This window comes from Microbacterium sp. Y-01, assembly GCF_003856715.1.
GTDB classification, from domain to species: domain Bacteria; phylum Actinomycetota; class Actinomycetes; order Actinomycetales; family Microbacteriaceae; genus Microbacterium; species Microbacterium algeriense.
In genome coordinates, this window is the sequence record NZ_CP024170.1 from 2247526 (window position 1) to 2268747 (window position 21222).

Consider the following 21222-nt stretch of genomic DNA (forward strand, 5'->3'; position numbering starts at 1 on the left):
ACTTACTCCTCTCCTTCCTCGGTTTCGGTCTGACCGGAGATGCCGGGCAGGTTGGAGAGACGGTCGTAGGCGTCGGTGATGTCGCCCGTGTTGCCCTTCTCCTCGAGGGACTCGAGGTAGGCGTCGTACTCGTCCTGCGAGACGACCTTCACGTTGAACAGCATCATCGAGTGGTATTCACCGCACAGCTCGGCGCACTTGCCGGCGTACTCGCCCTCGCGGGTCGGGATGAAGGACCAGGAGTTGTCCTTCCCGATGAACATGTCCTTCTTGTAGAGGAAGTCGATGATCCAGAAGGAGTGGATGACATCGCGCGACTGGAGGTCGATCGTGACCTTCTTGTCGACCGGCAGCACCAGGGTCGGGAGCTCCGCCTGGTCGATGTTGCCGTCGGCGTCGGGCTGAGCCTGGATACCCATCGTCCACACGGCGTCGGAGTTGTCCTCCTCTTCGCCGTCGTACTGGAAGTCCCACGCCCACTGCTTGGCGATGGCCGTGATCTCGACGTCGGGGTCGTCCCACTTCGCCTCGATCTCGGTCTGATCCCGAGCCGTGAAGAAGAACATGCCCAGCACGAGGATGAGCGGCACGATCGTGTAGAAGATCTCGATCGGCATGTTGTAGCGCATCTGCACCGGCAGGCCGGTCTGACCCTTGCGGCGGCGGTAGGCGATCGCGGCCCAGGCCATGAGGCCCCAGGTGATGACGCCGACGGCGAGCAGCACGATCCAGGAGTTGACCCAGAGCGACGAGACGCGCTCGGTCTGGTTGGTGGCCGCAGGGGCACCGTCCACGAAGCCCGGGAGGAAGCCGTTCAGCTCCGTGGGAGTACATCCCGCCAGGGCGAAGGCTGCCGCAACTCCCACAGGGAGGGCGGCCCAACGAAGGCTGCGTTTCGAGGGCACGATGCACCTTTCAGATCGCGAACAGAGCACACCCAAGTCTAGAGCAACCTCACACCTGATTCATGCCAACCACGCAGGTTCCGAACGCGGAACGGCCGCCGCCACCCCGGGGTGACGACGGCCGTGACAGCAGGCTGCGACTCAGTGGAAGCTGTCTCCACACGCGCAGCTGCCTGCGGCATTGGGGTTGTCGATCGTGAACCCCTGCTCGGAGATCGTGTCCTTGAAGTCGATCGCCGCACCGTCGAGGTACGGAACGCTCATGTTGTCGACGATGACCTCGACGCCGTCGAAGTCGACCGTCTCGTCGCCCTCGAGGAAGCGCTCGTCGAAGTAGAGCTGGTAGATGAGGCCGGAGCATCCTCCGGGCTGCACGGCGACGCGCAGTCGCAGGTCGTCGCGGCCCTCCTGCTCGAGGAGGTTCTTGACCTTGGTGGCTGCGGCGTCGGTCAGGGTGACGCCGTGTGCGCGGGTGGTCTCTACGGAGAGGGTTGTGTCGCTCATGTCGCTCCTTGTGACGGGCCGCAGGTACACGGCTTCTCGGTCGATTCTACCGCCGCTGACACCGCAGGGCTCAGAGGTTCATGCCGTTCATCCGCGCGAGCATGAGCGCCTCGGTCGCCACGGCGTGGCGGAAGGTGTCCAGGTGCAGGGATTCGTTCGGGCTGTGCGCCCGCGAATGCGGGTCCTCGACGCCGGTCACGAGGATCTGCGCCTCGGGGAACTCGCGGACGAGATCGGCGATGAACGGGATGGATCCGCCCACGCCGAGATCCACCGGAGGCACCCCGTAGCCGTCGCGCATCGCATCACGGGTGAGGGACACGGCCCAGCCGCTCGTGTCGACCAGGAAGCCGTCGCCGAGGTCGACGTCCGAGAACGACAGCTCGGCTCCGAACGGCGCGTGCGCGCGGAGATGCGCCTCGAGCGCCTCGTACGCCTCGCGGCCGGTCTGACCGGGGGCGACTCGGGCGCTGATGACGACGGTGACCTCCGGAAGCAGGGTGTTCGACGCCGCGGAGACGCTCGTGGCGTCGATGCCGATCACGGTGACCGCTGGCTTGTTCCAGATGCGGCTGAGGATCGTGCCGTCCCCGATCGGGGTCGTCCCTGGCAACAGCCCCGCCTCGTCGCGCAGCGTCTCCTCCGTGTACTCGGGCGTGGCCGCGTCGCGCGCCGTCATCCCCGCCACCGCGACCGACCCGTCGGCGTTCCACAGGGTGGACAGCAGCGTGACGGTCGCCATCATCGCGTCCGGCACCGCACCGCCGAACATCCCCGAATGGGAGGCATGGTCCAGGGTGCGCACGCGCATCGTGAAGCGGGCGTTGCCGCGCAGGGAGACCGTGAGGCCGGGGGTGACCGAGTCCCAGTTGCCGGAATCGGCGACCACGATCGCGTCGGCGCGCAGCGCATCCTTGTTGTCGCTGAGGAACGTGGCGAAGGAGCGGGAGCCGTACTCCTCCTCCCCCTCGATGAACAGCGCGATCCCCAGGTCGAGGTCGTCGCCGAGCACCTCGCGCACGGCACGGATCGAGCCGATGTGCGCCATGATCCCCGCCTTGTCGTCGGCGGCGCCGCGTCCGTACAGACGGCCGTCGCGCACGGTCGGCTCGAAGGGCGGGGTCTCCCAGAGCGCGTCGTCTCCGGGGGGCTGGACGTCGTGATGCGCGTACAGCAGGATCGTCGGCTTGCCGTTGCGTGCGGCGCGCGTGGCCAGCACGGCGGGCTGTCCCTGCTCGTCGGTCCCGGGGATCGCCGCACGGAGCACACGGACGTCGTCGAAGACGCCGGTGTCCTTCGCCAGCGCGGCCACCGCCTCGGCGCTGCGCTCCAGCTGCGTCTGATCGAACGCGGGCCAGGCCATGCCGGGAATGCGCACGAGGTGGCCGAGATCCGAGAGAGCAGCGGGGATGCCGGTCGCCACGGCCTCGAGGACGGCGGCGTCGGACTCACTGGGGAGAACAGGAGAGGTCATGCGAGTAATCTTAAGGTGATCCCCCGCCAGCGACCCGAGGAACTCCGTGGCCACTACCCCTGCCTCCCCTTCGACGAACGACGACGCCCCCGAGACGCCAGCCGTCGGAAAGGGACGCGCGACGCCGACCCGCGCGGAGCAGGAGGCGGCGCGTCGCCGTCCCCTGGTCGCGAACACCAAGGAGGCGAAGGCGGCCGCCAAGGCCGAGCTCAACGAGCGTCGCGCCCGCGCGCAGGCCGGCATGGCCGCCGGTGAGGAGAAGTACCTCCCCGCGCGCGACAAGGGCCCGCAGCGCCGCTGGGTGCGCGACTACGTCGACGCGGGCTGGCACCCGGCCGAGTTCGTGATGGGCGTGATGGTGCTCGTCATCCTCGCCTCGCTCCTGCCGACCAACATGATGATCTCGTTCTACGCCTACATCGTGATGATGGGCTACCTCGTCATCGCGATCGGCGGCATGATTCTGCTCGGCATGCGCGTCAAGCGCAAGGCTGCGGCGAAGTTCGGCAAGGACCGCCTCGAGCGGGGTCTTGGCTGGTACGCCGCGATGCGCTCCCTGCAGATGCGGTTCATGCGCCTGCCGAAGCCGCAGGTCAAGCGCGGCCAGTACCCCGCCTGACCAGTCCCCTGTTGATCTCGCGGCCCCAGAACGGGCCGCGGTACAGGAACGCCGTGTAGCCCTGCACGAGGGTCGCACCTGCGTCCAGGCGCTCCTGGACGTCTTCCGGCGTCTCGACGCCGCCGACGGCGATCACGCAGAAGTCCTCGGGCACGGCGTCGCGCACCACCCGCAGCACGTCGAGGGAACGCTGCTTCAGGGGCGCTCCGGATAGTCCGCCCGCCCCCGCGGCCTCGACGGTCGCGGGATCGGTGAGCAGGCCGTCGCGGCTGATCGTCGTGTTGTGCGCGATGATGCCGGCAAGGCCCTCCTCGACGGCCATGCGCGCGATCGCCGCGATCTCCTCGTCCGGGAGGTCGGGGGCGATCTTGACGAGAAGCGGAGTCGAGCCTGCGGCCTCGCGCACGGCGCGGAGCAGCGGGGCGAGCGTCTCGACCGCCTGCAGGCCGCGCAGCCCCGGGGTGTTCGGAGACGACACGTTCACGGCGAGATAGTCGGCGAGGGGCGCGAGGCGCGTGGCTGACGCGACGTAGTCCGCCGTGGCGTCCTCGACCTCGACGACACGGCTCTTGCCGATGTTGACGCCGATCACCGTGTCGGGGGCGCCGCGGCGCAGGCGGGCGAGCCGTCGAGCCGCCGCATCCGCCCCTGCGTTGTTGAAGCCCATCCGGTTGATGACTGCCCGGTCGGCGACGAGCCGGAACAGTCGCGGCTTCGGGTTGCCGTCCTGAGGGATCGCGGTCACGGTGCCGACCTCGACGTGACCGAACCCGAGTGCGGCGAGACCGCGCACGCCGACGGCGTTCTTGTCGAACCCTGCCGCCACGCCGAAGGGCGAGGGGAACGTCAGGCCCAGCGCCTCGACGCGGAGGGTCGGGTCGGGGCGGGTGAGCGCCCGTGTCGCCCAGGAGAAGGGCGGCACTCCGAGCACCCTGATCACCGCCATGCCGGCGTGATGTGCGAATTCGGGGTCGAAGCGCGAGAGGACAGCGCGGAAAAGCAGCGGATACATCCCTGCCAGATTACCGGTCCGCGGACTCCCGCTCCGTGTGGTCGGCGCGGAGGTCCGTGATCGCGGCCTCGAAATCCTCGAGCGAATCGAACGCCTGGTAGACGCTCGCGAATCGCAGGAAGGCGACCTCGTCGAGTTCACGCAGCGGACCGAGGATCGCGAGGCCGATCTCGTTCGTGTCGAGCTGCGAGACGCCCGTCTGCCGCACCGCCTCCTCCACGCGCTGCGCGAGGACGGCGAGGTCGCCCTCCGTGACGGGACGCCCCTGACACGCCTTCCGCACGCCGGTGATGACCTTCTCCCTGCTGAAGGGCTCCATCACGCCGGAGCGCTTGATGACGTTGAGGCTCGCGGTCTCGGTGGTCGTGAATCGCCCTCCGCACTCGGGGCACTGACGTCGGCGCCTGATCGAGAGGCCGTCGTCGCTGGTGCGCGAATCGATGACGCGGGAGTCCGGATGGCGGCAGAAGGGGCAGTGCATCTGACCGATCCTACGCGGTGAAGCGGGCCTCGATCGCTTCACCGTGCGCGGGGAGCACCTCGCTCTCGGCGAGGGCGACCACCCCCGAGCGCACGGCTGCCAGCGCGGCCCTGTCGTAGGAGATGACCTGCTGCGGACGGAGGAACGTGTACGAACCGAGGCCCGGTGCGTATCGCGCCTGCCCGCCCGTCGGGAGCACGTGGTTGCTGCCGGCCATGTAGTCGCCGAGACTGACCGGCGTCTGGTCTCCGACGAAGACGGCTCCTGCGCTCGTGAACGCGGCAGCCGCGTCCTCGGCGTCGCTCAGGTGCAGCTCGAGGTGCTCCGGTGCGTATGCGTTGCTGAAGGCGGTCGCCATCGCCCGGTCGTCGACGAGCACGATCGCGGACTGCGGCCCGGACAGCGCGGCGCCGACGCGCTCGCTGTGCCGGGTGCGCGCGGCGAGCCGTTCGACCTCGATCGCCACCTGCTCGGCGACCGCTGGAGCATCGGTGACCAGCACGGCCGAGGCCTGCTCGTCGTGCTCCGCCTGGCTGACGAGATCGGCGGCGATCAGGCGGGGATCCGCGTCCGCATCGGCGACCACCAGGATCTCGGTCGCTCCGGCTTCGGAGTCGGTGCCGACCACGCCGGCGACGGCGCGCTTGGCGGAGGCGACGTAGTTGTTGCCGGGGCCGGAGACCACGTCGACCGGGTCGAGTCCGAGCGAGGGCACCCCGTGCGCGAAGGCGCCGATGGCCCCCGCCCCGCCCATCGCGTACACCTCGGAGACGCCCAGGAGTGCGGCGGCCGCGAGGATCGTGGGGTGGATGCGCCCGCCCTGGTCGGCCTGGGGCGGCGAGGCCAGCGCGATCTGCGTGACGCCGGCGACCTGTGCCGGGACGACGTTCATGATGACGCTCGACGGGTAGACCGCCTTGCCTCCCGGGATGTACACGCCCACGCGGTGGACGGGCTGCCATCGCTGCGTGATGACCGCCCCCTCCCCTATCCGCGTCGTCTGCGGGGCGGGGACCTGAGCGGCCGACGCGAGGCGCACGCGACGGATCGCCTCTTCGAGCGCCTGGCGCACGTCGGGGGCGAGTTCCGCGAGAGCCTCGGCGATGTGGTTTTCGGGGACGCGCACGTCGTGGCCCGTGACACCGTCGAACCGCTCCGCCTGCTCGCGCAGGGCATCCTCACCGCGTTCGCGCACGTCGTCCACGATCCGAGCCGCGGTGTCGAGCGCCTCGGCGCGCGCCTGCGTGGCCCGGGGGACGGCGGCGAGCATGTCAGCGGGCGAGAGCTCGCGCCCTCGCAGGTCGATCGTGCGCATGTCAGCCCTTCGTGATGTCGGAGATCTCGTGGAGGTAGCCGATACGGCCGTCGTCATGTCGGACGACGTACGCTCCGCCACGGTCCTCGATCACGAGAGCCCACGCCGTCGGACCGACCCGGAAGATCGGCTCGCCGCGCTCGTCATGCACGTCGCGCTCGGTCGGAGCCAGGATCCAGAACGGCTGGGCGGCCGGCGCGGCTTCCCGCGGGTTCGTCGCTTCGACGTCCGCACCGTCGTCGACGGCACTCGAACGGTCGCCGCTCGGGGTCGCATCGTCGAGGACCGTCGTGTCGAAGGCGCGCGTCTCGGGTGCCGGCGCGTCGTATTCCGGAGCGTCGAATCCGGCGGTGTCCGAGTCGGCTCCGTCGCGGTCGACCGCGTCAGGGGTGTCGCTGGCGGGTGCCGCCGATACCGGCGTGTTCTCCGCGGCGTAGACGTCACCGGTCTCGACGCGCGCGGCCGTCTGCAGCAGCGATTCGATGCTCCCGGTGTCGGAGACGATCTCGGGCTCCGCCGCTCGGGAACGACGTGCGTACGTGGGCCTGTACTCCTCGTCGGCGGTGGTCTGCTCGGTGCCCGTTCCCCCGCCCGAGGCGTGAGCGGAGAGAGGCACCTGCTCTGCCAGATCGAGGCGGTGCACCTCGTCGGTGTGCAGTCGCTCGTCCGAGGTGATCTCGACCTCGGACTCCTCGGATGGCACCGCAGCCGATGCGGACGCGGACGCGGACTCCGGGCGAGGCCGGGCGATCACCGGGCGGACGGGGTTCGCGTTGCGGTGCGCGAGGGTCACCAGGCGTCCCTGGAAGTCCTCCTTGAGCCCGGGGATGATCGGGGCGAACACGGTGAGCACGACCAGGGCGAACGAGGCGATGCTCATCACCACGCCGTTCCACGGGAGGGCCCAGAAGCCTCCGGAGATCATGCCGGAGATCGCCAGCCACAGGTTCCCGGCCCACACCACGGCGGCGACCGAGAAGGCCACGGAGGCGAACTGATCGATGCCCAGGGAGCCGACGCGACGGATCCCGTCGGGCGAGAAGCGACGCAGCACGAGAAGGAAGACCGCGACCGTCGGGAGTCCGATCGGAAGGATCCACTGGATGCCGACGCCCCACAGCGAGACGTCGCCGGCGAAGGGGAAGAACGACACGACGAACGACACCAGCCACACCGCGACGATGAGCAGCTCCCGCAGCGTGAACCCGAGGATCCCGTACTCGGGTGTCACCTCTTCGTCGTAGAGGACGCCGTCGTCGTCGCTGAATACCTGGTCCTCGGGGTCGGTTTCGGGAAGATCCGTGCTCATGGAGGGTCCTTTCGTCACAGTGCTCGACGGGGGGATTCGTCGTGCTGCCGACGGGTCACGATCCTACCCCGCTCACCCGAGACAGGCGGGTCCGAGCAGCGACTTGAGGTCACCGAACAGGTCGGCCGAGACCTTGACCGGCATGGGCACCTCGAAGACCTTCGCCGTCCCGCCCCGATGCACGCGGAGCAGCACCTCGGTGTCGCCGTTGTGGCGACGCAGCACCTCCGCCAGCTCCGTCATGACGCGCTCGGTCGCCCGCTGCTCCGCGAGCACGAGCGACAGCGGACCGGCCGCGTCGAACGATCCCACGTCGGGTGAGAACGCCGACTGCGCGTGCAGATTGAGGCCGTCGTCGCGCCGCGAGACCCGCCCGCGCACCGCGAGGATCGCGTCCTGCTGCAGGGTGTGCTGGAACTCGGTGTACGTCTTCCCCATGAACATCACGGTGACCTCGCCGTTGAAGTCCTCGACCGTGATCATGCCGTACGGATTGCCGCTGGCCTTGGCCACGCGGTGCTGCACGCTCGTCACCAGTCCGGCCACCGTCACCTGGTCGCCGTCCTGCATGTCCTCGGAGTTGATGAGGTCGTGGATCGAGATCGAGGCGTGCTTCGCCAGCGGGACCTCGAGACCCGCGAGCGGGTGATCCGAGACGTACAGACCGAGCATCTCCCGCTCGAAGGCGAGCTTGTCCTTCTTCGTCCATTCGGGGCGTGCGGGCACCTTGGCCGGCGCGACCTCCTCGGTGCCGTCGTACAGGCTGTCGAAGTCGAACCCGATCGCACCCTGAGCTTCGTTGCGCTTCCGGTCGACCGCCGCTTCGACGGCGTCTTCGTGCACCTCCATGAGGGCTCGTCGGGAATCTCCCATCGAGTCGAAGGCACCGGCTTTGATGAGCGACTCGACCGTGCGCTTGTTGGCCACGTGCAGCGGCACCTTGTCGAGGAAGTGGTGGAACGACGTGAAGCGCTCCTTCTCGCGGGACTTGATGATGCCGTCGACGACGTTGCTGCCGACGTTGCGCACGGCGCCCAGACCGAAGCGGATGTCGTCGCCGACGGCCGCGAAGTAGTTGATGGACTCGGAGACGTCGGGCGGGAGGACCTTGATGCCCATGCGGCGGCACTCGTTCAGGTACAGCGCCATCTTGTCCTTCGAGTCCCCGACACTGGTCAGCAGCGCCGCCATGTACTCGGCCGGGTAGTGCGCCTTGAGGTAGGCGGTCCAGTACGAGACCACGCCGTACGCGGCGGAGTGCGCTTTGTTGAAGGCGTAGTCGGAGAACGGCAGCAGGATCTCCCACAGGGCGTTCACGGCACCGTCGGAGTAGCCGTTCGCGTGCATGCCGGCCTGGAAGCCTTCGAACTGCTTGTCCAGCTCGGACTTCTTCTTCTTGCCCATCGCGCGTCGGAGGATGTCTGCCTGGCCGAGCGAGAAGCCGGCGACGCGCTGCGCGATGGCCATCACCTGCTCCTGGTAGATGATCAGACCGTACGACTCCTCGAGGATGTCGGCGAGGGATTCGGTGAACTCCGGGTGGATCGGGGTGATCGGCTGCTGGCCGTTCTTGCGCAGCGCGTAGTTCGTGTGCGAGTTGGCACCCATGGGGCCTGGTCGGTACAACGCGATGAGCGCCGAGATGTCGCCGAAGTTGTCGGGCTTCATGAGGCGCATGAGCGAACGCATGGGTCCGCCGTCGAGCTGGAACACGCCCAGCGAGTCGCCTCGGGCGAGCAGGTCGTAGGCGCCGCGGTCGTCGAGTGGCAGGTGCTCGAGATCGAGCTCCTCGCCCCGGTTGGTCCGGATGTTGTCGAGGGCGTCGGAGATGATGGTGAGGTTCCGCAGCCCCAGGAAGTCCATCTTGATCAGTCCGAGCGACTCGCACGACGGGTAGTCGAACTGCGTGACGATCTGCCCGTCCTGCTCGCGCTTCATGATCGGGATGATGTCGAGCAGCGGCTCGGACGACATGATCACACCGGCGGCGTGCACACCCCATTGGCGCTTCAGTCCCTCGAGCCCGAGAGCGCGGTCGAAGACCGTCTTGGCCTCGGGGTCCGTCTCGATCAGCGCCCGGAACTCGCTCGCCTCCTTGTAGCGGGGGTGCGCCGAGTCGAACATGCCGTCGAGCGGCATGTCCTTGCCCATCACGGGCGGCGGCATCGCCTTGGTCAGCCGCTCTCCCATGCTGAACGGGAAGCCGAGGACGCGTCCGGCGTCCTTGAGGGCCTGCTTGGACTTGATCGTGCCGTAGGTGACGATCTGGGCGACGCGCTCGGAGCCGTACTTCTCGGTGACGTAGTCGATGACCTCGCCGCGGCGACGGTCGTCGAAGTCGACGTCGAAGTCGGGCATCGAGACGCGGTCGGGGTTGAGGAACCGCTCGAAGATCAGACCGTGCTCGAGCGGGTCGAGGTCGGTGATGCGCATGGCGTACGCGACCATCGAACCGGCACCGGAACCGCGACCGGGTCCGACGCGGATGCCGTTGTCCTTGGCCCAGTTGATGAAGTCCGCGACGACGAGGAAGTATCCGGGGAAGCCCATCTGCAGGATGATCCCGGTCTCGTACTCGGCCTGCTTGCGCACCTTGTCCGGGATTCCGCCCGGGTACCGGTAGTGCAGCCCTGCCTCGACCTCCTTGATCAGCCAGCTGTCCTCGGTCTCACCCTCGGGGACCGGGAACCGGGGCATGTAGTTCGCCGAGGTGTTGAACTCGACCTCGCAGCGCTCGGCGATCAGCAGCGTGTTGTCGCACGCCTCCGGGTGGTCGCGGAAGAGCTGCCGCATCTCGGCTGCGGTCTTGATGTAGTACCCGTCGCCGTCGAACTTGAAGCGGTTCGGATCGTCCATCGTCGACCCCGACTGCACGCACAGCAGCGCCTCGTGCGCGTCGGCCTCGTGCTGGTGGGTGTAGTGGGAGTCGTTCGTGGCGACCAGCGGAATGCTCAGGTCTTTCGCGAGGCGCAGCAGATCCGTCATCACGCGCCGCTCGATCGAGAGGCCGTGATCCATGATCTCGGCGAAGTAGTTCTCCTTGCCGAACAGGTCCTGGAACTCCGCCGCGGCCGCCCGAGCCGCGTCGTATTGCCCCAGGCGCAGACGCGTCTGGATCTCTCCGGAGGGGCAGCCGGTGGTCGCGATGAGCCCCTTCCCGTACGTCTGCAGCAGCTCGCGGTCCATGCGCGGCTTGAAGTAGTACCCCTCCATGCTCGACAGGGAGCTGAGCCGGAACAGGTTGTGCATGCCCTCGGTGCTCTCGCTCCACATGGTCATGTGGGTGTACGCGCCGGAGCCGGAGACGTCATCGCTCTTCTGGTCGGGCGAGCCCCACTGCACACGCGACTTGTCGCTGCGGTGCGTGCCGGGGGTGACGTACGCTTCGAGCCCGATGATCGGTTTGATGCCCGCCGCGTTGGCCGCTTTGTAGAACTCGAACGCCGCGAAGGTGTTGCCGTGGTCGGTCACGGCGATGGCCGGCATGTCGTAATCGGCTGCCGCCTGAGTCATCGCGTTGATCTTCGCAGCACCGTCCAGCATGGAGTACTCGCTGTGCACGTGCAGGTGGACGAAGGAGTCGGATGCCATGCCTTCGAGTCTACGGCGGGGCCCCGACACCGGAGGTCGGCGCCGGGTCCCCGCGAGGTCCGTCAGCGGGGCGCTGGCGCGGAGTTCACGATCGAGGTGCGCACCGTCGTGACGGAGTCGACCACGTCCCCCGCCGGGCCCCCTTCGCCGTAGCCCTCTCCGATGGAGGTCACGAGCCCCTGAACGGTGTCGATAGTTATCATGGTGGTCCGATGCCCCGGCACGACAAACTGCAGCGTCGCCGAGGAGCCGTCGTCCGTGAGGACCTCGAAACCCGGCATCCGCGCGATGGCGAGGAAGAAGGCCGAGCGGAGATCGACGGGCATCAGGTTGATCGCCGACGGATCAGAGAGGCTCGCCACGAGCCACCGGTCCGCCTCCTGACCCTCCAGTCCCGACTGAGCGCGAAGCCAGTCCAGGAGGCGCTGGGGTTCTCTCGGCATCTCGGCGTAATGCGGTCGGTAGCGGTCCGCCAGATAGGGAGTCGGAGGCTCGTCGCCGCCCTCCGTCAGGTACTCCCCGGCCGGCAGCGCCTCGATCCGCCCCTCCTCCACCGCCTGCGCGCCCGGCCAGGAGGACCACTCTCTCGATGCCTCGTCGCCGCGCGCCCCGAAGGAGGCCACGACGCGCGCGTGCCCCCAGTCGTAGAACCAGTCGTCGGAGCGATCGGCCGGAACGTAGAGCACGCGAGTGTCGCGGATCTGGACGGCGGCGTCGCCGACCTCACGCGAGGCGTTGAAGGGGAGGGTGTCGTCGTCATCGTCATCGGCCCACTCGGCTCTCCAGAACTGAAGATGCTCGCCGACGGTCTCGATCCGCAGATACTGTCCGGGGGTGAGGGTCGTGTCTTGAGCGTGGAACGTGACAGCGGAGGCGCGTTCCAGCACCTCGGCCGCCGCTGCGTTCGGCGCCGTCGGGGGCGCGAGGATCGAGCCGACGACGATGGCGGCGGCGGCGACCCCCGCGACGAGCCCACCGACACTGATGCCAGCCCAGGTGCGGCGCCGCGAACGGGTGTCCGCCGATCGCGTGTCTCGCACCATCTCGCGTGTCAGCGCGCTCCGCGCCGTGGCGACGGCGCGATCATCGACGCGGGAATCCTCGCGCCCGATCTCACGCACTCGTTCCATAAGCTGCATCGTTCTCCTCCTTCGCCATCCACGTCAGTCGGGTCGCCGCCCGGGAGCCCCGGCGGGGCGAGCTTGCGCCGCACGCGGTTCAACCGTGAGCGAACCGTCCCGATCGGCACCCCTAGTGCGAGCGCGATCTGCTCGTAGGTCAGATCACCCCACGCGTGCAGCAGCAGGGTGTCCCTGTCTTTGGGAGCGAGTGCGGCGACCCTCGGTATGAGAGCGCCCAGGGCGGCACCGGCATCGATCCGCGCATCGGCCGCCGCGTGGGGCATTTCCGCGTCGACGGCACCTGCCGATGCCGACGCTTCGAACGCGCGCCACTGCCGCGCCTCAGCGGCACGATGGCTCTTCACGACCGTGGTCGCGATGCCGAGAAGCCAAGGGCGGGCGGAGTCCCACCTGCGGTCGAAGACGTCTCGTCTGCGGAAGGCGACCAGGAACGTCTCGCTGAGCACGTCATCGACCGCGTCCGCGCCGATACGTCGCCGGATGTACCCGCCCACCGGCCGAGCGTGCCGCTCGAAGATCTCGGAGAACGCTCCGGGTTCGTCCAGCGACCGCTCGATGATCTCGCTGTCAGTGCTCACACTCAGTATTGGTCGGAAGCCGCGGAACGGTTCACGGTTTCTTCGACGGCTCGCGCGATGACTCCAGATCGAGCCGCATCAGCACGCGGGGAAACCCGTCGAGCACCGACCCCGTGACGGCCGCCTTCACGAAACCCGCGCTCTCGAACAGGGCTCGCGTGCCGACGTACGCCATCGTCAGGTTCACCTTCTCCCCGCCGTTGTCCACCGGATAGCCCTCGATCGCCGGCGCGCCCCGCTCGCGCGCATACGCAACGGCCCCCTCGATCAGCGCGTGCGATATGCCCTGCTTGCGGAAACCGGGGCGGACACGGAAGCACCACAGGGACCACACGTCGAGGTCGTCGACGTGCGGGATCAGCCGGTTGCGGGCGAAGCTGGTGTCGCGCCGCGGGTGCAGGGCGGCCCACCCCACCGGCTCGTCGTCGAGGTAGGCGATCACACCGGGTGGCGGATCCTGGTGGCACAGCTCGCGCACGCGGTCGGCGCGAGCCTGCCCTCGCAGCGCGACGTTCTCCTTGTTGCCGATGCGGTAGCTCAGGCAGAAGCAGACGTTCGACGTCGGCTTCATCGGCCCGACGAGCGTCGCGACGTCGTCGAACTCGGTCGCGGGGCGAACCTCGATGGTCATGCGCTCAGTGTGGCGCAGACGTCGGACATCCTGCGGGAGAAGCGCGGATCAGTCCCCGCGCAGCACGTCCAGAGCGTGGCGGAAGTCCTCGGGATAGGGCGATTCGAACTGCACCCAGTCCCCCGTCGTCGGGTGCGCGAAGCCCAGCCGGTGCGCGTGCAGCCACTGCCGCGTGAGCCCGAGCCGCGCCGACAGGGTCGGGTCCGCGCCGTACAGCGGATCGCCGACGCAGGGGTGTCGGTGCGCCGCCATGTGCACGCGGATCTGGTGCGTGCGGCCCGTCTCCAGATGGATCTCCAGCAGGGACGCCCCGGGGAACGCCTCCAGCGTCTCGTAGTGCGTGACCGACGGTTTCCCGTCCGGCACGACCGCGAACTTCCAGGAATGGTTGGGGTGCCGACCGATCGGCGCGTCGATCGTGCCGGACAGCGGGTCCGGATGCCCTTGGACGACGGCGTGGTAGACCTTCTCGACGGTGCGGTCCTTGAAAGCCTGCTTGAGCACGGTATAGGCGTGCTCCGACTTCGCGACCACCATCAGACCGCTGGTGCCGACGTCGAGCCGGTGGACGACGCCCTGCCGTTCCGGCGCTCCGCTCGTGGCGACGCGGAAGCCCGCTGCGGCCAGAGCGCCGACCACGGTGGGTCCGTCCCAGCCCACGGACGGATGCGCCGCGACGCCGGTGGGTTTGTCGACCACGATGATGTCGTCGTCGTCGTAGACGATGCCGAGCTCGGGGACCGCGATCGGGACGATCTGCGGCGCCTCACGCGGCTGCCACTCCACGTCGAGCCATCCTCCGCCGCGCAGACGGTCGGACTTGTCGAGGGTCACCCCGTCCAGACGTACGCCTCCCCCGGCCGCCACGTCCGCGGCGAAGGTGCGGGAGAACCCCATCAGCTTCGCCAGCGCCGCGTCGACACGCTGGCCGTCGAGGCCGTCCGGGACGGGCAGAGACCGTGATTCCACCGTCAGCGTCCCTCGGGGGCGGGCGCCGCACCGGACGACGCGGCGCCGTCGGAGGCGGCAGCGTCCGCCGAATCCTCCGCGCTCACAGCCTCGTCGTCCGTCTCGGTCGCCTCGACGGCGGCGGCCGCAGCCGCCTCCGCCTCCTCGTCGGTCTCGACGACGGGGTGATCGCGCTCCCGCGTGCCGTCGAAGCGGAGGCCGAAGACCACCAGCAGCGCGACCGAGATCATGCCCGTCACGATGAAGATGTCTGCGACGTTGAAGATCGCCGGCATCATCCAGGGCATCGAGATCATGTCGACCACGTGGCCGACGGGGAAGCCCGGCTCCCGGAACAGGCGATCGCTGAGGTTGCCCAGCACGCCGCCGAGGAGGCAGCCGAGCACCACGGCCCAGAGGCGGGACCGGAGGCCGAACGCCTTCCACACGATCACGCCGGCGACGATGGCCAGAGCGATCGTGAAGATCCAGGTGACCTCGGATCCGAGGGAGAACGCGGCGCCGGGGTTGCGCACGAAGTAGAGCTGGAAGAACTCTCCGAGAACCGGCACCACCTTCTCCAGGGGGAGGTTCTCGATCGTGAGGTACTTCACAAACTGATCGGCGGCCAGCACGAGCGCTGCGAGAATCGCAACGATCGCACCGGCCGCCGACCGACGAAGGGGTGGGCGTCCTGACAAGAGGGCGCCTTACAGACCGATCGCGGAGACGGGCGTCGAGTCCGTGGAAGCCGACTTCTCGTCGAGGTCGCGGAGCTGACCCTCGATGTAGCCGCGCAGCTGCGAGCGGTAGTCGCGCTCGAAGTTGCGCAGCTCGGTGATGCGGGCTTCGAGCGTGTTGCGCTCGCGCTCGAGACGAGCGGTCTCTTCGCGCTGCTTGGCCTCTGCCTCGGTGCGGATGCGCGCGACCTCGGCCTCAGCCTCGGTGATGAGCTGGTTGCGCTTCGCCTCACCCTCGGCGACGTGCTCGTCGTGCAGACGCTGGGCCAGCTCGATGATGCCGGCGGTCGCGGTCGCGGAACCGGTCGGCGCAGGCTCGGCAGGAGCCTCGGCGACAGGAGCCGGAGCCTCGGCGACGGGCGCAGGCGCGGCCGTCGCGGCCTCGGGAGCGGCACCGGACTCGTAGGCGGCCAGCTTGGCCTTCAGCTCGGCGTTCTCCTCGAGAGCCTTGCGCCACTCGATGACGATCTCGTCGAGGAAGTCGTCCACCTCGTCCGGGTCGAAGCCGTCCTTGAAGCGGACGTGCTGGAACTGCTTGGTGACGACGTCATCCGGGGTAAGTGCCATGGGTGGCTCCTCTTTCGATGAGTTCGATTGCCAGTATCGATGTATGGCGTGGTCGTGATGTGGCGCGAACCCGGGGCGCGCACCTGGGTGCCAGCATAGCCCCCGCGCCTCGGAGCCGCGATGTCACGACACCCAGACTGCGGGAACTCCCCGGAGATCCGCGCGGGGTTCAGCGCGCGAAGAGCCCGACGATGTTCATCAGGATCAGCACCACCAGCAGGGTGAGCGTGAACCCGAAATCGAGCGACAGCGAGCCGATGCGCAACGGCGGGATGAGCCGCCGGAAGAACCGGATGGGCGGATCGGTCACCGTGTAGACCGCCTCGGCGGCGACCAGACCGAAGCCCTTCGGACGCCATTCCCGGTTGAACATCGGGATGTAGTCCAGGATGAGACGCGCGAAGAGCACGAAGATGTACAGCAGCAGCACCAGATGGACGATGCTGGCGAGGACCGCGACCAGCTGCACGGGCTACGAGTGGTCGAAGCCCGCAGACTCGACGTCTGCGTGCGCGATTCCCCCGTGACCCGACACCGCGATGTTCTCCGGCGAGAGCAGGAAGACCTTCGAGGTCACACGCTCGATGCGGCCGTACAGGCCGAGCGAGAGACCGCTGGCGAAATCGATGAGGCGGCGCGCATCGGCATCGCTCATCTGGGAGAGGTTGATGATGACCGGGACGCCCTCGCGGAAGCTCTCCGCGATCAGCTGTGCGTCGCGGTACTGCTTGGGGTGGACGGTGAGGATCTCGTTCACGGCTCCTGCTGACGGCTGGCGGACGGCGACGGGGCGACGCAGCGGCGTGACGGGAGCCGGTGCGGGCTCTTCGCGCTCACGGTCGCGTTCGCGGTGGGCGCGGGCGGGTGCCTGCGTCTCCTCCTCGTAGACCTCTTCCTCATCGGCGAGGCCGAGATACACCATGGTCTTCTTCAGCGGGTTACCCATCGTGTCCTCCGGTTCGAACGTTTCGGGCTGGTCTTTTCACAGGTTAACCCCGGTCTGGCCGGGGGCCGGTGATTGCGGAGCCGATCCGCAGGTGTGTCGCGCCGATGGCGATCGCCTCGACGAAGTCGCCGGTCATGCCGGCGGAGATCCAGGTCGCATCCGGCTCGAGGGAGCGGACGCTCTCCGAGACGACGCGGAGCCGCGCGAAGGCTGCGGCCGGCTCCTCCTCCAGAGGAGCGACCGCCATGACACCGCGCAGTCTCAGGGAGGGCAGGGCGAGCACGTGCTCGGCGAGGGCGGCGGCCTCGGACGGGGCGACGCCACCACGAGCGGGGTCTTCGGTGAGGTTGACCTGCACCAGGACGTCCAGCACGTCGTCGCCGTCGGCACCCGCACGATGCAACGCGTCGGCGAAGCGCTCCCTGTCTACCGAGTGCACGACGTCGGCGCTGCGACGGATCGCACCGGCCTTGTTGGTCTGCCCCTGGCCGATGAAGTGCCAGCGGAGGTCGAGTTCCCGGAGCTCGTCGACCTTGGCGGAGAGCTCCTGCTGACGGTTCTCCCCCACCTCCCGCACACCGAGCGCATGGAGATCACGCACGAGGGAGGCCGGGTGGAACTTCGTCACGACGATGCGCGTGATCTCAGCCGGTGAACGACCGGCGGCCCGCGCGGCTTCGGCGATCCGTTCGTCGATCGCCGACAGCCGCGCGGCCAGGTCCGATGGCGCCGGGACGCCGACCGGTGAGGTCACTTCAGGAATTCGGGGATGTCGATGTCGTCGTCCGCGAACGCCGGCTCGATGCTCGTGGCCGGAACACGCTGCTGCTGGGGCTGCGCGGGCTCGGCCGGCGCGCTCTTCGCGGCGGGCTCGGACTCCTCGGGGAGGGCGACCTCGGGAAGGCTCGCGGTGGACGGACGGGAGACCACCATCGGGTCGAGGCGCAGGGAGGGCTCCCCGCCGTCGAAGCCGGCCGCGATCACCGTGACGCGCACCTCATCGCCGAGCGTGTCGTCGATGACGGTACCGAAGATGATGTTCGCCTCGGGGTGCGCAGCCTCCTTGACGAGGTCGGCCGCGTCGTGGATCTCGAAGATGCCGAGGTTCGACCCACCCTGGATCGACAGCAGCACGCCGTGCGCGCCCTCGATCGACGCTTCCAGCAGCGGCGACTCGACCGCCAGCTCGGCGGCCTTGATCGCACGGTCGGCGCCGCGCGCCGATCCGATGCCCATGAGCGCGGAGCCCGCCCCCTGCATGACGGACTTCACGTCCGCGAAGTCGAGGTTGATCAGACCGGGCGTGGTGATGAGGTCGGTGATGCCCTGCACACCGGCGAGGAGCACCTGGTCGGCGGTCGCGAACGCCTCGATCATCGAGATGCCGCGGTCGCTGATCTCGAGGAGACGGTCGTTCGGCACCACGATGAGGGTGTCGACCTCTTCTTTGAGCTTCGCGACGCCCGCCTCGGCCTGGCTCTGGCGGCGACGTCCCTCGAACGAGAACGGCTTCGTGACGACACCGATCGTGAGCGCGCCGATCGACTTCGCGATGCGGGCGACCACGGGTGCGCCACCGGTACCCGTTCCGCCGCCTTCGCCCGCGGTCACGAAGACCATGTCGGCGCCGGTGAGGGCCTGCTCGATCTCCTCGGCGTGGTCCTCCGCAGCGCGACGGCCCACCTCGGGGTCGGCCCCCGCTCCGAGTCCGCGCGTGAGCTCGCGGCCCACGTCGAGCTTGACGTCGGCGTCGCTCATGAGCAGCGCCTGGGCGTCGGTGTTGACAGCGATGAACTCGACTCCACGGAGACCGAGATCGATCATGCGGTTGACGGCGTTGACGCCGCCACCGCCGACGCCGACGACCTTGATCACGGCGAGGTAGTTCTGGTTCTGGCTCATGGCCGGCCTCCGATTATTCGAGCCTGGAAGGGGGTGAACCTTAAACCTCAACTAGAGGTGTAAAGTATTTCCCGGTATTGCGTTCTCTTGATCGAAGGTAAGCGCCGCCCGCCCGCGGACGCGCAACCATCTGGGCGTGTCGCGCCATTCCCCGCGAAAGCCGTCAGCCGACGACGGCAACGTCGGGGGAGGTCACGTCGATCGACCCCGCATCGGGGTGCGCGATCATCGTCGCGGAGAGGGTCACCGCCTTGAGCGCCGATTCCTCGGCGCTCCCCCAGACCACCGTCATCCCCGTGTTGAGAGTCAGAGTGACGTCGTCCGCCGTGGTCGCCCGGACGCCCGTCAGCGCTCCGCGGACATCGGCGGGCAGCGACCGCACCACCAGCCCAGCCGTGCGGAACGCGGTGGAGTCGACCCCGCCCGGCACATCGATGAGAGGCTGTCCCGCCGGCTGGTCGGCCGTCGTCGAGAGCGCGACACCGGCGGCATCGACCAGCGTGTACCCGGCCTCGGAGCGGATCACCCCGACCGGCGTCCGCTCCACGATGCGCACCGTGAGGTCGTGCGGCGGGCGCGCCTCGAGCGCGTAGGTCTCGATGAGGGGGAACGCCAGCAGTGCGGCCTTCACCTTGCTGGTGTCGACGAGGGCCAGCGGCGTGCCGAGCTGGTCCCCGAGGGCGGCCTCGATCGCGGTCGGGTCGAGCGTGCTGGCTCCGGCCACCGTGATCTTCTGCACCGCGAAGAGAGGGCTGTAGGCCGCGGCGACACTGCCGCCGATCAGCAGGACGATGGCGCCGATGGCGCTCGACCAGATGATGCGCCGGCGACGGGATCGCTGCGTGAAGCGCCGGATCTCGGCACGCAGCGCCTTGCGCCGCGCTCGCGCTGCACGCCAGACGTCACGCGTGGAGGTCGGCTGCGGCTCCTGGTCGGTGGCGTCGTCGGCGGCTGTGCCCTCGAGCGACGGATCCGCAGCGAGTGAAGCGACGGACCGCGGGGCGTCATCGGCATCCCCGACGTCGCCGCGCACCCTGCGCGCCCTCGTGTCCTGCGCGGCATCCTGCTTCCCCCTGCCCTCCGGGGACGACGGAAGCGGTGCGGGCCGGCGCATCGGCTACGCCCCGTCTGTCCGACGCAGCGACTCGAGGACCTGCGGGATGATCTGATACACGTTGCCGCAGCCCAGGGTCACGACGAAGTCGCCGTCTCTGGCGACTTCTGCGGTGTAGTCGGCCGCCTGCTGCCAGTCCGGCACGTAGTGCACGTGGGAGGGGTCGCGGAAGGCGCCGCTCACCAGCTCACCCGTGACTCCGGGCACCGGGTCCTCCCTGGCGCCGTAGACATCGAGCATCACGGTGTGGTCCGCGAACTCCTCGAGCACGTCGGCGAACTCCTGGTACATGTGCTGCGTGCGCGAATAGGTGTGCGGCTGCTGGATCGCGATGACCCGTCCGGTCCCGGCGATGCTGCGCATCGCCTCGAGCGCGGCGCGGACCTCGGTGGGGTGGTGCGAGTAGTCGTCGTACACCGTCACGCCGCGTGCGATCCCGTGCTGCTCGAGGCGTCGGACCGTACCGGCGAAGCCCTCGACGGCCCGAACGGCGTCGACCAGCGGGTAGCCGAGCGCCCGCAGCACGGCGACGGCCCCTGCGGCGTTGATCGCGTTGTGCACGCCCGGCACAGCGAGCTGCATGCGCACCTGCTCCCCGCCGTGGGTGAGGGTCGCGGCGACCGGTCCGGTCGTGACGATGTCGGTGACGCGCAGGTCAGCACCCTCGGCCTGACCGAACGTGATCACGTTCGGGTGCGAGAGCCCGGCGCCGACGCGGAGCGCTCCGGCGTCATCGCTGGAGATGACCACCGCCTCGGTCGCGGCGTCGGCGAACCGCACGAACGCGTCGTGGAACGCCTCGTCCGAGCCGTAGTGGTCGAGGTGGTCGGGGTCGACGTTCGTGATCAGCGCGACTGCCGTGTCGTACAGCAGGAACGTGCCGTCCGACTCGTCGGCCTCGACGACGAAGAGATCTCCCGTGCCGGTCCCGCTGGACGTGCCGAGCTGTTCGATGACACCGCCGTTGACGAAGTGCGGGTCGGCGCCGAGCTCGCGCAGGGCCGTGACGATCATCCCCGTCGAGGTGGTCTTTCCGTGCGCACCGGCGACCGAGACGAGACGGCGCGAGCCGATCAGCCAGTGCAGTGCCTGGGAGCGGTGGATCACGTGCAGGCCTCGGGCCTTCGCGGTCACGAACTCCGGGTTCTCCGGCCAGATCGCGCCCGTGTGCACGACGGTGTCGGCGTCGCCGAGGTGGGCGGCGTCGTGTCCCACGTGCACGGTGGCTCCGGCGGCGGCCAGCGCACGCAGGTTGTCGCTGTCTGCGCGATCGCTGCCCGAGACGCGGATCCCCGCGTCGAGGAACATCTTCGCGAGTCCGCTCATGCCGGAACCGCCGATGCCGATGAAGTGCGCGGAGGTGATCGTCTCGGGGATGGGGAGGGAGAGGTCGGGTCTGATCATGTCCGCTTCAGTCTACTTTTCTTCGGTCTCGATCGACCGC

21 protein-coding genes are annotated in these 21222 nt (G+C 68.8%); 1 reads left to right on the forward strand and 20 read right to left on the reverse strand.

All coding sequences use genetic code 11. From position 1 onward, the window contains the following. Window positions 1–2: 2 nt before the first annotated feature. From coxB to CSX12_RS10650, 3 genes are all read right to left on the reverse strand, one after another. Complete coding sequence (coxB, locus tag CSX12_RS10640) at window positions 3–905, reverse strand: cytochrome c oxidase subunit II (RefSeq protein WP_124895743.1); 903 nt, start codon at window positions 903–905, stop codon at window positions 3–5. A 141-nt stretch (window positions 906–1046) separates the two neighbouring features. Further along, complete coding sequence (erpA, locus tag CSX12_RS10645; protein ID WP_017202824.1) at window positions 1047–1409, reverse strand: iron-sulfur cluster insertion protein ErpA; 363 nt, start codon at window positions 1407–1409, stop codon at window positions 1047–1049. Between the two features lie 70 nt (window positions 1410–1479). Beyond that, entirely contained in the window at window positions 1480–2883 is a 1404-nt protein-coding gene (locus CSX12_RS10650) for a dipeptidase (protein WP_124895744.1), read from the reverse strand. Window positions 2884–2929: 46 nt separating this feature from the next. Here CSX12_RS10650 and CSX12_RS10655 point away from each other — a divergent pair, with 46 nt between their 5' ends. Continuing rightward, window positions 2930–3502, forward strand: coding sequence for a DUF3043 domain-containing protein (locus tag CSX12_RS10655; RefSeq protein ID WP_124895745.1), 573 nt, complete (start codon window positions 2930–2932; stop codon window positions 3500–3502). Here CSX12_RS10655 and CSX12_RS10660 read toward each other — a convergent pair. From CSX12_RS10660 to murC, 17 genes are all read right to left on the reverse strand, one after another. Further along, a complete protein-coding gene (locus CSX12_RS10660) occupies window positions 3477–4514 on the reverse strand; it encodes a quinone-dependent dihydroorotate dehydrogenase (RefSeq protein WP_124895746.1) in 1038 nt (345 codons plus the stop codon). The genes CSX12_RS10655 and CSX12_RS10660 overlap by 26 nt on opposite strands. A 10-nt stretch (window positions 4515–4524) precedes the next feature. After that, entirely contained in the window at window positions 4525–4995 is a 471-nt protein-coding gene (gene nrdR / locus CSX12_RS10665) for a transcriptional regulator NrdR (protein ID WP_017202828.1), read from the reverse strand. 10 nt (window positions 4996–5005) lie between these two features. Further along, window positions 5006–6310 (reverse strand): histidinol dehydrogenase, encoded by a 1305-nt coding sequence (gene hisD, locus CSX12_RS10670; protein ID WP_124895747.1) that lies wholly within the window; start codon window positions 6308–6310, stop codon window positions 5006–5008. Between the two features lies 1 nt (window position 6311). After that, window positions 6312–7619 (reverse strand): hypothetical protein, encoded by a 1308-nt coding sequence (locus tag CSX12_RS10675; RefSeq protein ID WP_124895748.1) that lies wholly within the window; start codon window positions 7617–7619, stop codon window positions 6312–6314. Window positions 7620–7691: 72 nt separating this feature from the next. Further along, window positions 7692–11210: a DNA polymerase III subunit alpha gene (gene dnaE / locus CSX12_RS10680; RefSeq protein WP_017202831.1), complete on the reverse strand. Its 3519-nt coding sequence runs from the start codon at window positions 11208–11210 to the stop codon at window positions 7692–7694. A 62-nt stretch (window positions 11211–11272) separates the two neighbouring features. Then, on the reverse strand, window positions 11273–12340 hold the full coding sequence (locus tag CSX12_RS10685) for a hypothetical protein (protein WP_164479563.1): 1068 nt from the start codon (window positions 12338–12340) through the stop codon (window positions 11273–11275). Continuing rightward, window positions 12262–12930, reverse strand: coding sequence for an RNA polymerase sigma factor (locus CSX12_RS10690; RefSeq protein ID WP_124895750.1), 669 nt, complete (start codon window positions 12928–12930; stop codon window positions 12262–12264). Before CSX12_RS10690 ends, CSX12_RS10685 begins: the two co-directional genes overlap by 79 nt. A 31-nt stretch (window positions 12931–12961) precedes the next feature. Then, window positions 12962–13561 carry a GNAT family N-acetyltransferase gene (locus CSX12_RS10695; protein ID WP_124895751.1) on the reverse strand — a complete coding sequence of 200 codons (600 nt, stop codon included), beginning with the start codon at window positions 13559–13561 and terminating at the stop codon, window positions 12962–12964. A gap of 48 nt (window positions 13562–13609) precedes the next feature. Further along, the gene (locus CSX12_RS10700; protein WP_017202835.1) at window positions 13610–14530 is read right to left on the reverse strand and encodes an RluA family pseudouridine synthase; all 921 of its coding nucleotides are present in this window, start codon (window positions 14528–14530) and stop codon (window positions 13610–13612) included. A 2-nt stretch (window positions 14531–14532) separates the two neighbouring features. Continuing rightward, a complete protein-coding gene (gene lspA, locus CSX12_RS10705; RefSeq protein WP_241160433.1) occupies window positions 14533–15210 on the reverse strand; it encodes a signal peptidase II in 678 nt (225 codons plus the stop codon). Between the two features lie 9 nt (window positions 15211–15219). Continuing rightward, on the reverse strand, window positions 15220–15816 hold the full coding sequence (locus tag CSX12_RS10710; RefSeq protein WP_124895752.1) for a DivIVA domain-containing protein: 597 nt from the start codon (window positions 15814–15816) through the stop codon (window positions 15220–15222). A gap of 169 nt (window positions 15817–15985) precedes the next feature. Beyond that, entirely contained in the window at window positions 15986–16285 is a 300-nt protein-coding gene (locus CSX12_RS10715) for a YggT family protein (protein ID WP_017202838.1), read from the reverse strand. 3 nt (window positions 16286–16288) lie between these two features. Continuing rightward, window positions 16289–16762 (reverse strand): cell division protein SepF, encoded by a 474-nt coding sequence (sepF, locus tag CSX12_RS10720; RefSeq protein WP_017202839.1) that lies wholly within the window; start codon window positions 16760–16762, stop codon window positions 16289–16291. Between the two features lie 43 nt (window positions 16763–16805). Continuing rightward, window positions 16806–17516, reverse strand: coding sequence for a YggS family pyridoxal phosphate-dependent enzyme (locus CSX12_RS10725; protein WP_124895753.1), 711 nt, complete (start codon window positions 17514–17516; stop codon window positions 16806–16808). Beyond that, window positions 17513–18664: a cell division protein FtsZ gene (gene ftsZ, locus CSX12_RS10730; RefSeq protein WP_017202841.1), complete on the reverse strand. Its 1152-nt coding sequence runs from the start codon at window positions 18662–18664 to the stop codon at window positions 17513–17515. The genes CSX12_RS10725 and ftsZ overlap by 4 nt, the downstream gene beginning before the upstream one ends. Before the next feature lie 163 nt (window positions 18665–18827). After that, window positions 18828–19778 carry an FtsQ-type POTRA domain-containing protein gene (locus CSX12_RS10735; RefSeq protein ID WP_124895754.1) on the reverse strand — a complete coding sequence of 317 codons (951 nt, stop codon included), beginning with the start codon at window positions 19776–19778 and terminating at the stop codon, window positions 18828–18830. Between the two features lie 3 nt (window positions 19779–19781). Next, window positions 19782–21182 carry a UDP-N-acetylmuramate--L-alanine ligase gene (gene murC / locus CSX12_RS10740; RefSeq protein WP_124895755.1) on the reverse strand — a complete coding sequence of 467 codons (1401 nt, stop codon included), beginning with the start codon at window positions 21180–21182 and terminating at the stop codon, window positions 19782–19784. Between the last annotated feature and the right edge of the window lie 40 nt (window positions 21183–21222).

Bases quoted from the DNA above. Each gene is read 5' to 3' on its own strand.
- CSX12_RS10710 (WP_124895752.1), bottom strand. From the start codon at position 15,816: ATGGCACTTACCCCGGATGACGTCGTCACCAAGCAGTTCCAGCACGTC.
- CSX12_RS10660 (WP_124895746.1), bottom strand. From the start codon at position 4,514: ATGTATCCGCTGCTTTTCCGCGCTGTCCTCTCGCGCTTCGACCCCGAA.
- CSX12_RS10735 (WP_124895754.1), bottom strand. From the start codon at position 19,778: ATGCGCCGGCCCGCACCGCTTCCGTCGTCCCCGGAGGGCAGGGGGAAG.
- hisD (WP_124895747.1), bottom strand. From the start codon at position 6,310: ATGCGCACGATCGACCTGCGAGGGCGCGAGCTCTCGCCCGCTGACATG.
- ftsZ (WP_017202841.1), bottom strand. From the start codon at position 18,664: ATGAGCCAGAACCAGAACTACCTCGCCGTGATCAAGGTCGTCGGCGTC.
- CSX12_RS10675 (WP_124895748.1), bottom strand. From the start codon at position 7,619: ATGAGCACGGATCTTCCCGAAACCGACCCCGAGGACCAGGTATTCAGC.
- CSX12_RS10685 (WP_164479563.1), bottom strand. From the start codon at position 12,340: ATGGAACGAGTGCGTGAGATCGGGCGCGAGGATTCCCGCGTCGATGAT.
- erpA (WP_017202824.1), bottom strand. From the start codon at position 1,409: ATGAGCGACACAACCCTCTCCGTAGAGACCACCCGCGCACACGGCGTC.
- sepF (WP_017202839.1), bottom strand. From the start codon at position 16,762: ATGGGTAACCCGCTGAAGAAGACCATGGTGTATCTCGGCCTCGCCGAT.
- CSX12_RS10695 (WP_124895751.1), bottom strand. From the start codon at position 13,561: ATGACCATCGAGGTTCGCCCCGCGACCGAGTTCGACGACGTCGCGACG.
- CSX12_RS10650 (WP_124895744.1), bottom strand. From the start codon at position 2,883: ATGACCTCTCCTGTTCTCCCCAGTGAGTCCGACGCCGCCGTCCTCGAG.
- nrdR (WP_017202828.1), bottom strand. From the start codon at position 4,995: ATGCACTGCCCCTTCTGCCGCCATCCGGACTCCCGCGTCATCGATTCG.
- murC (WP_124895755.1), bottom strand. From the start codon at position 21,182: ATGATCAGACCCGACCTCTCCCTCCCCATCCCCGAGACGATCACCTCC.
- dnaE (WP_017202831.1), bottom strand. From the start codon at position 11,210: ATGGCATCCGACTCCTTCGTCCACCTGCACGTGCACAGCGAGTACTCC.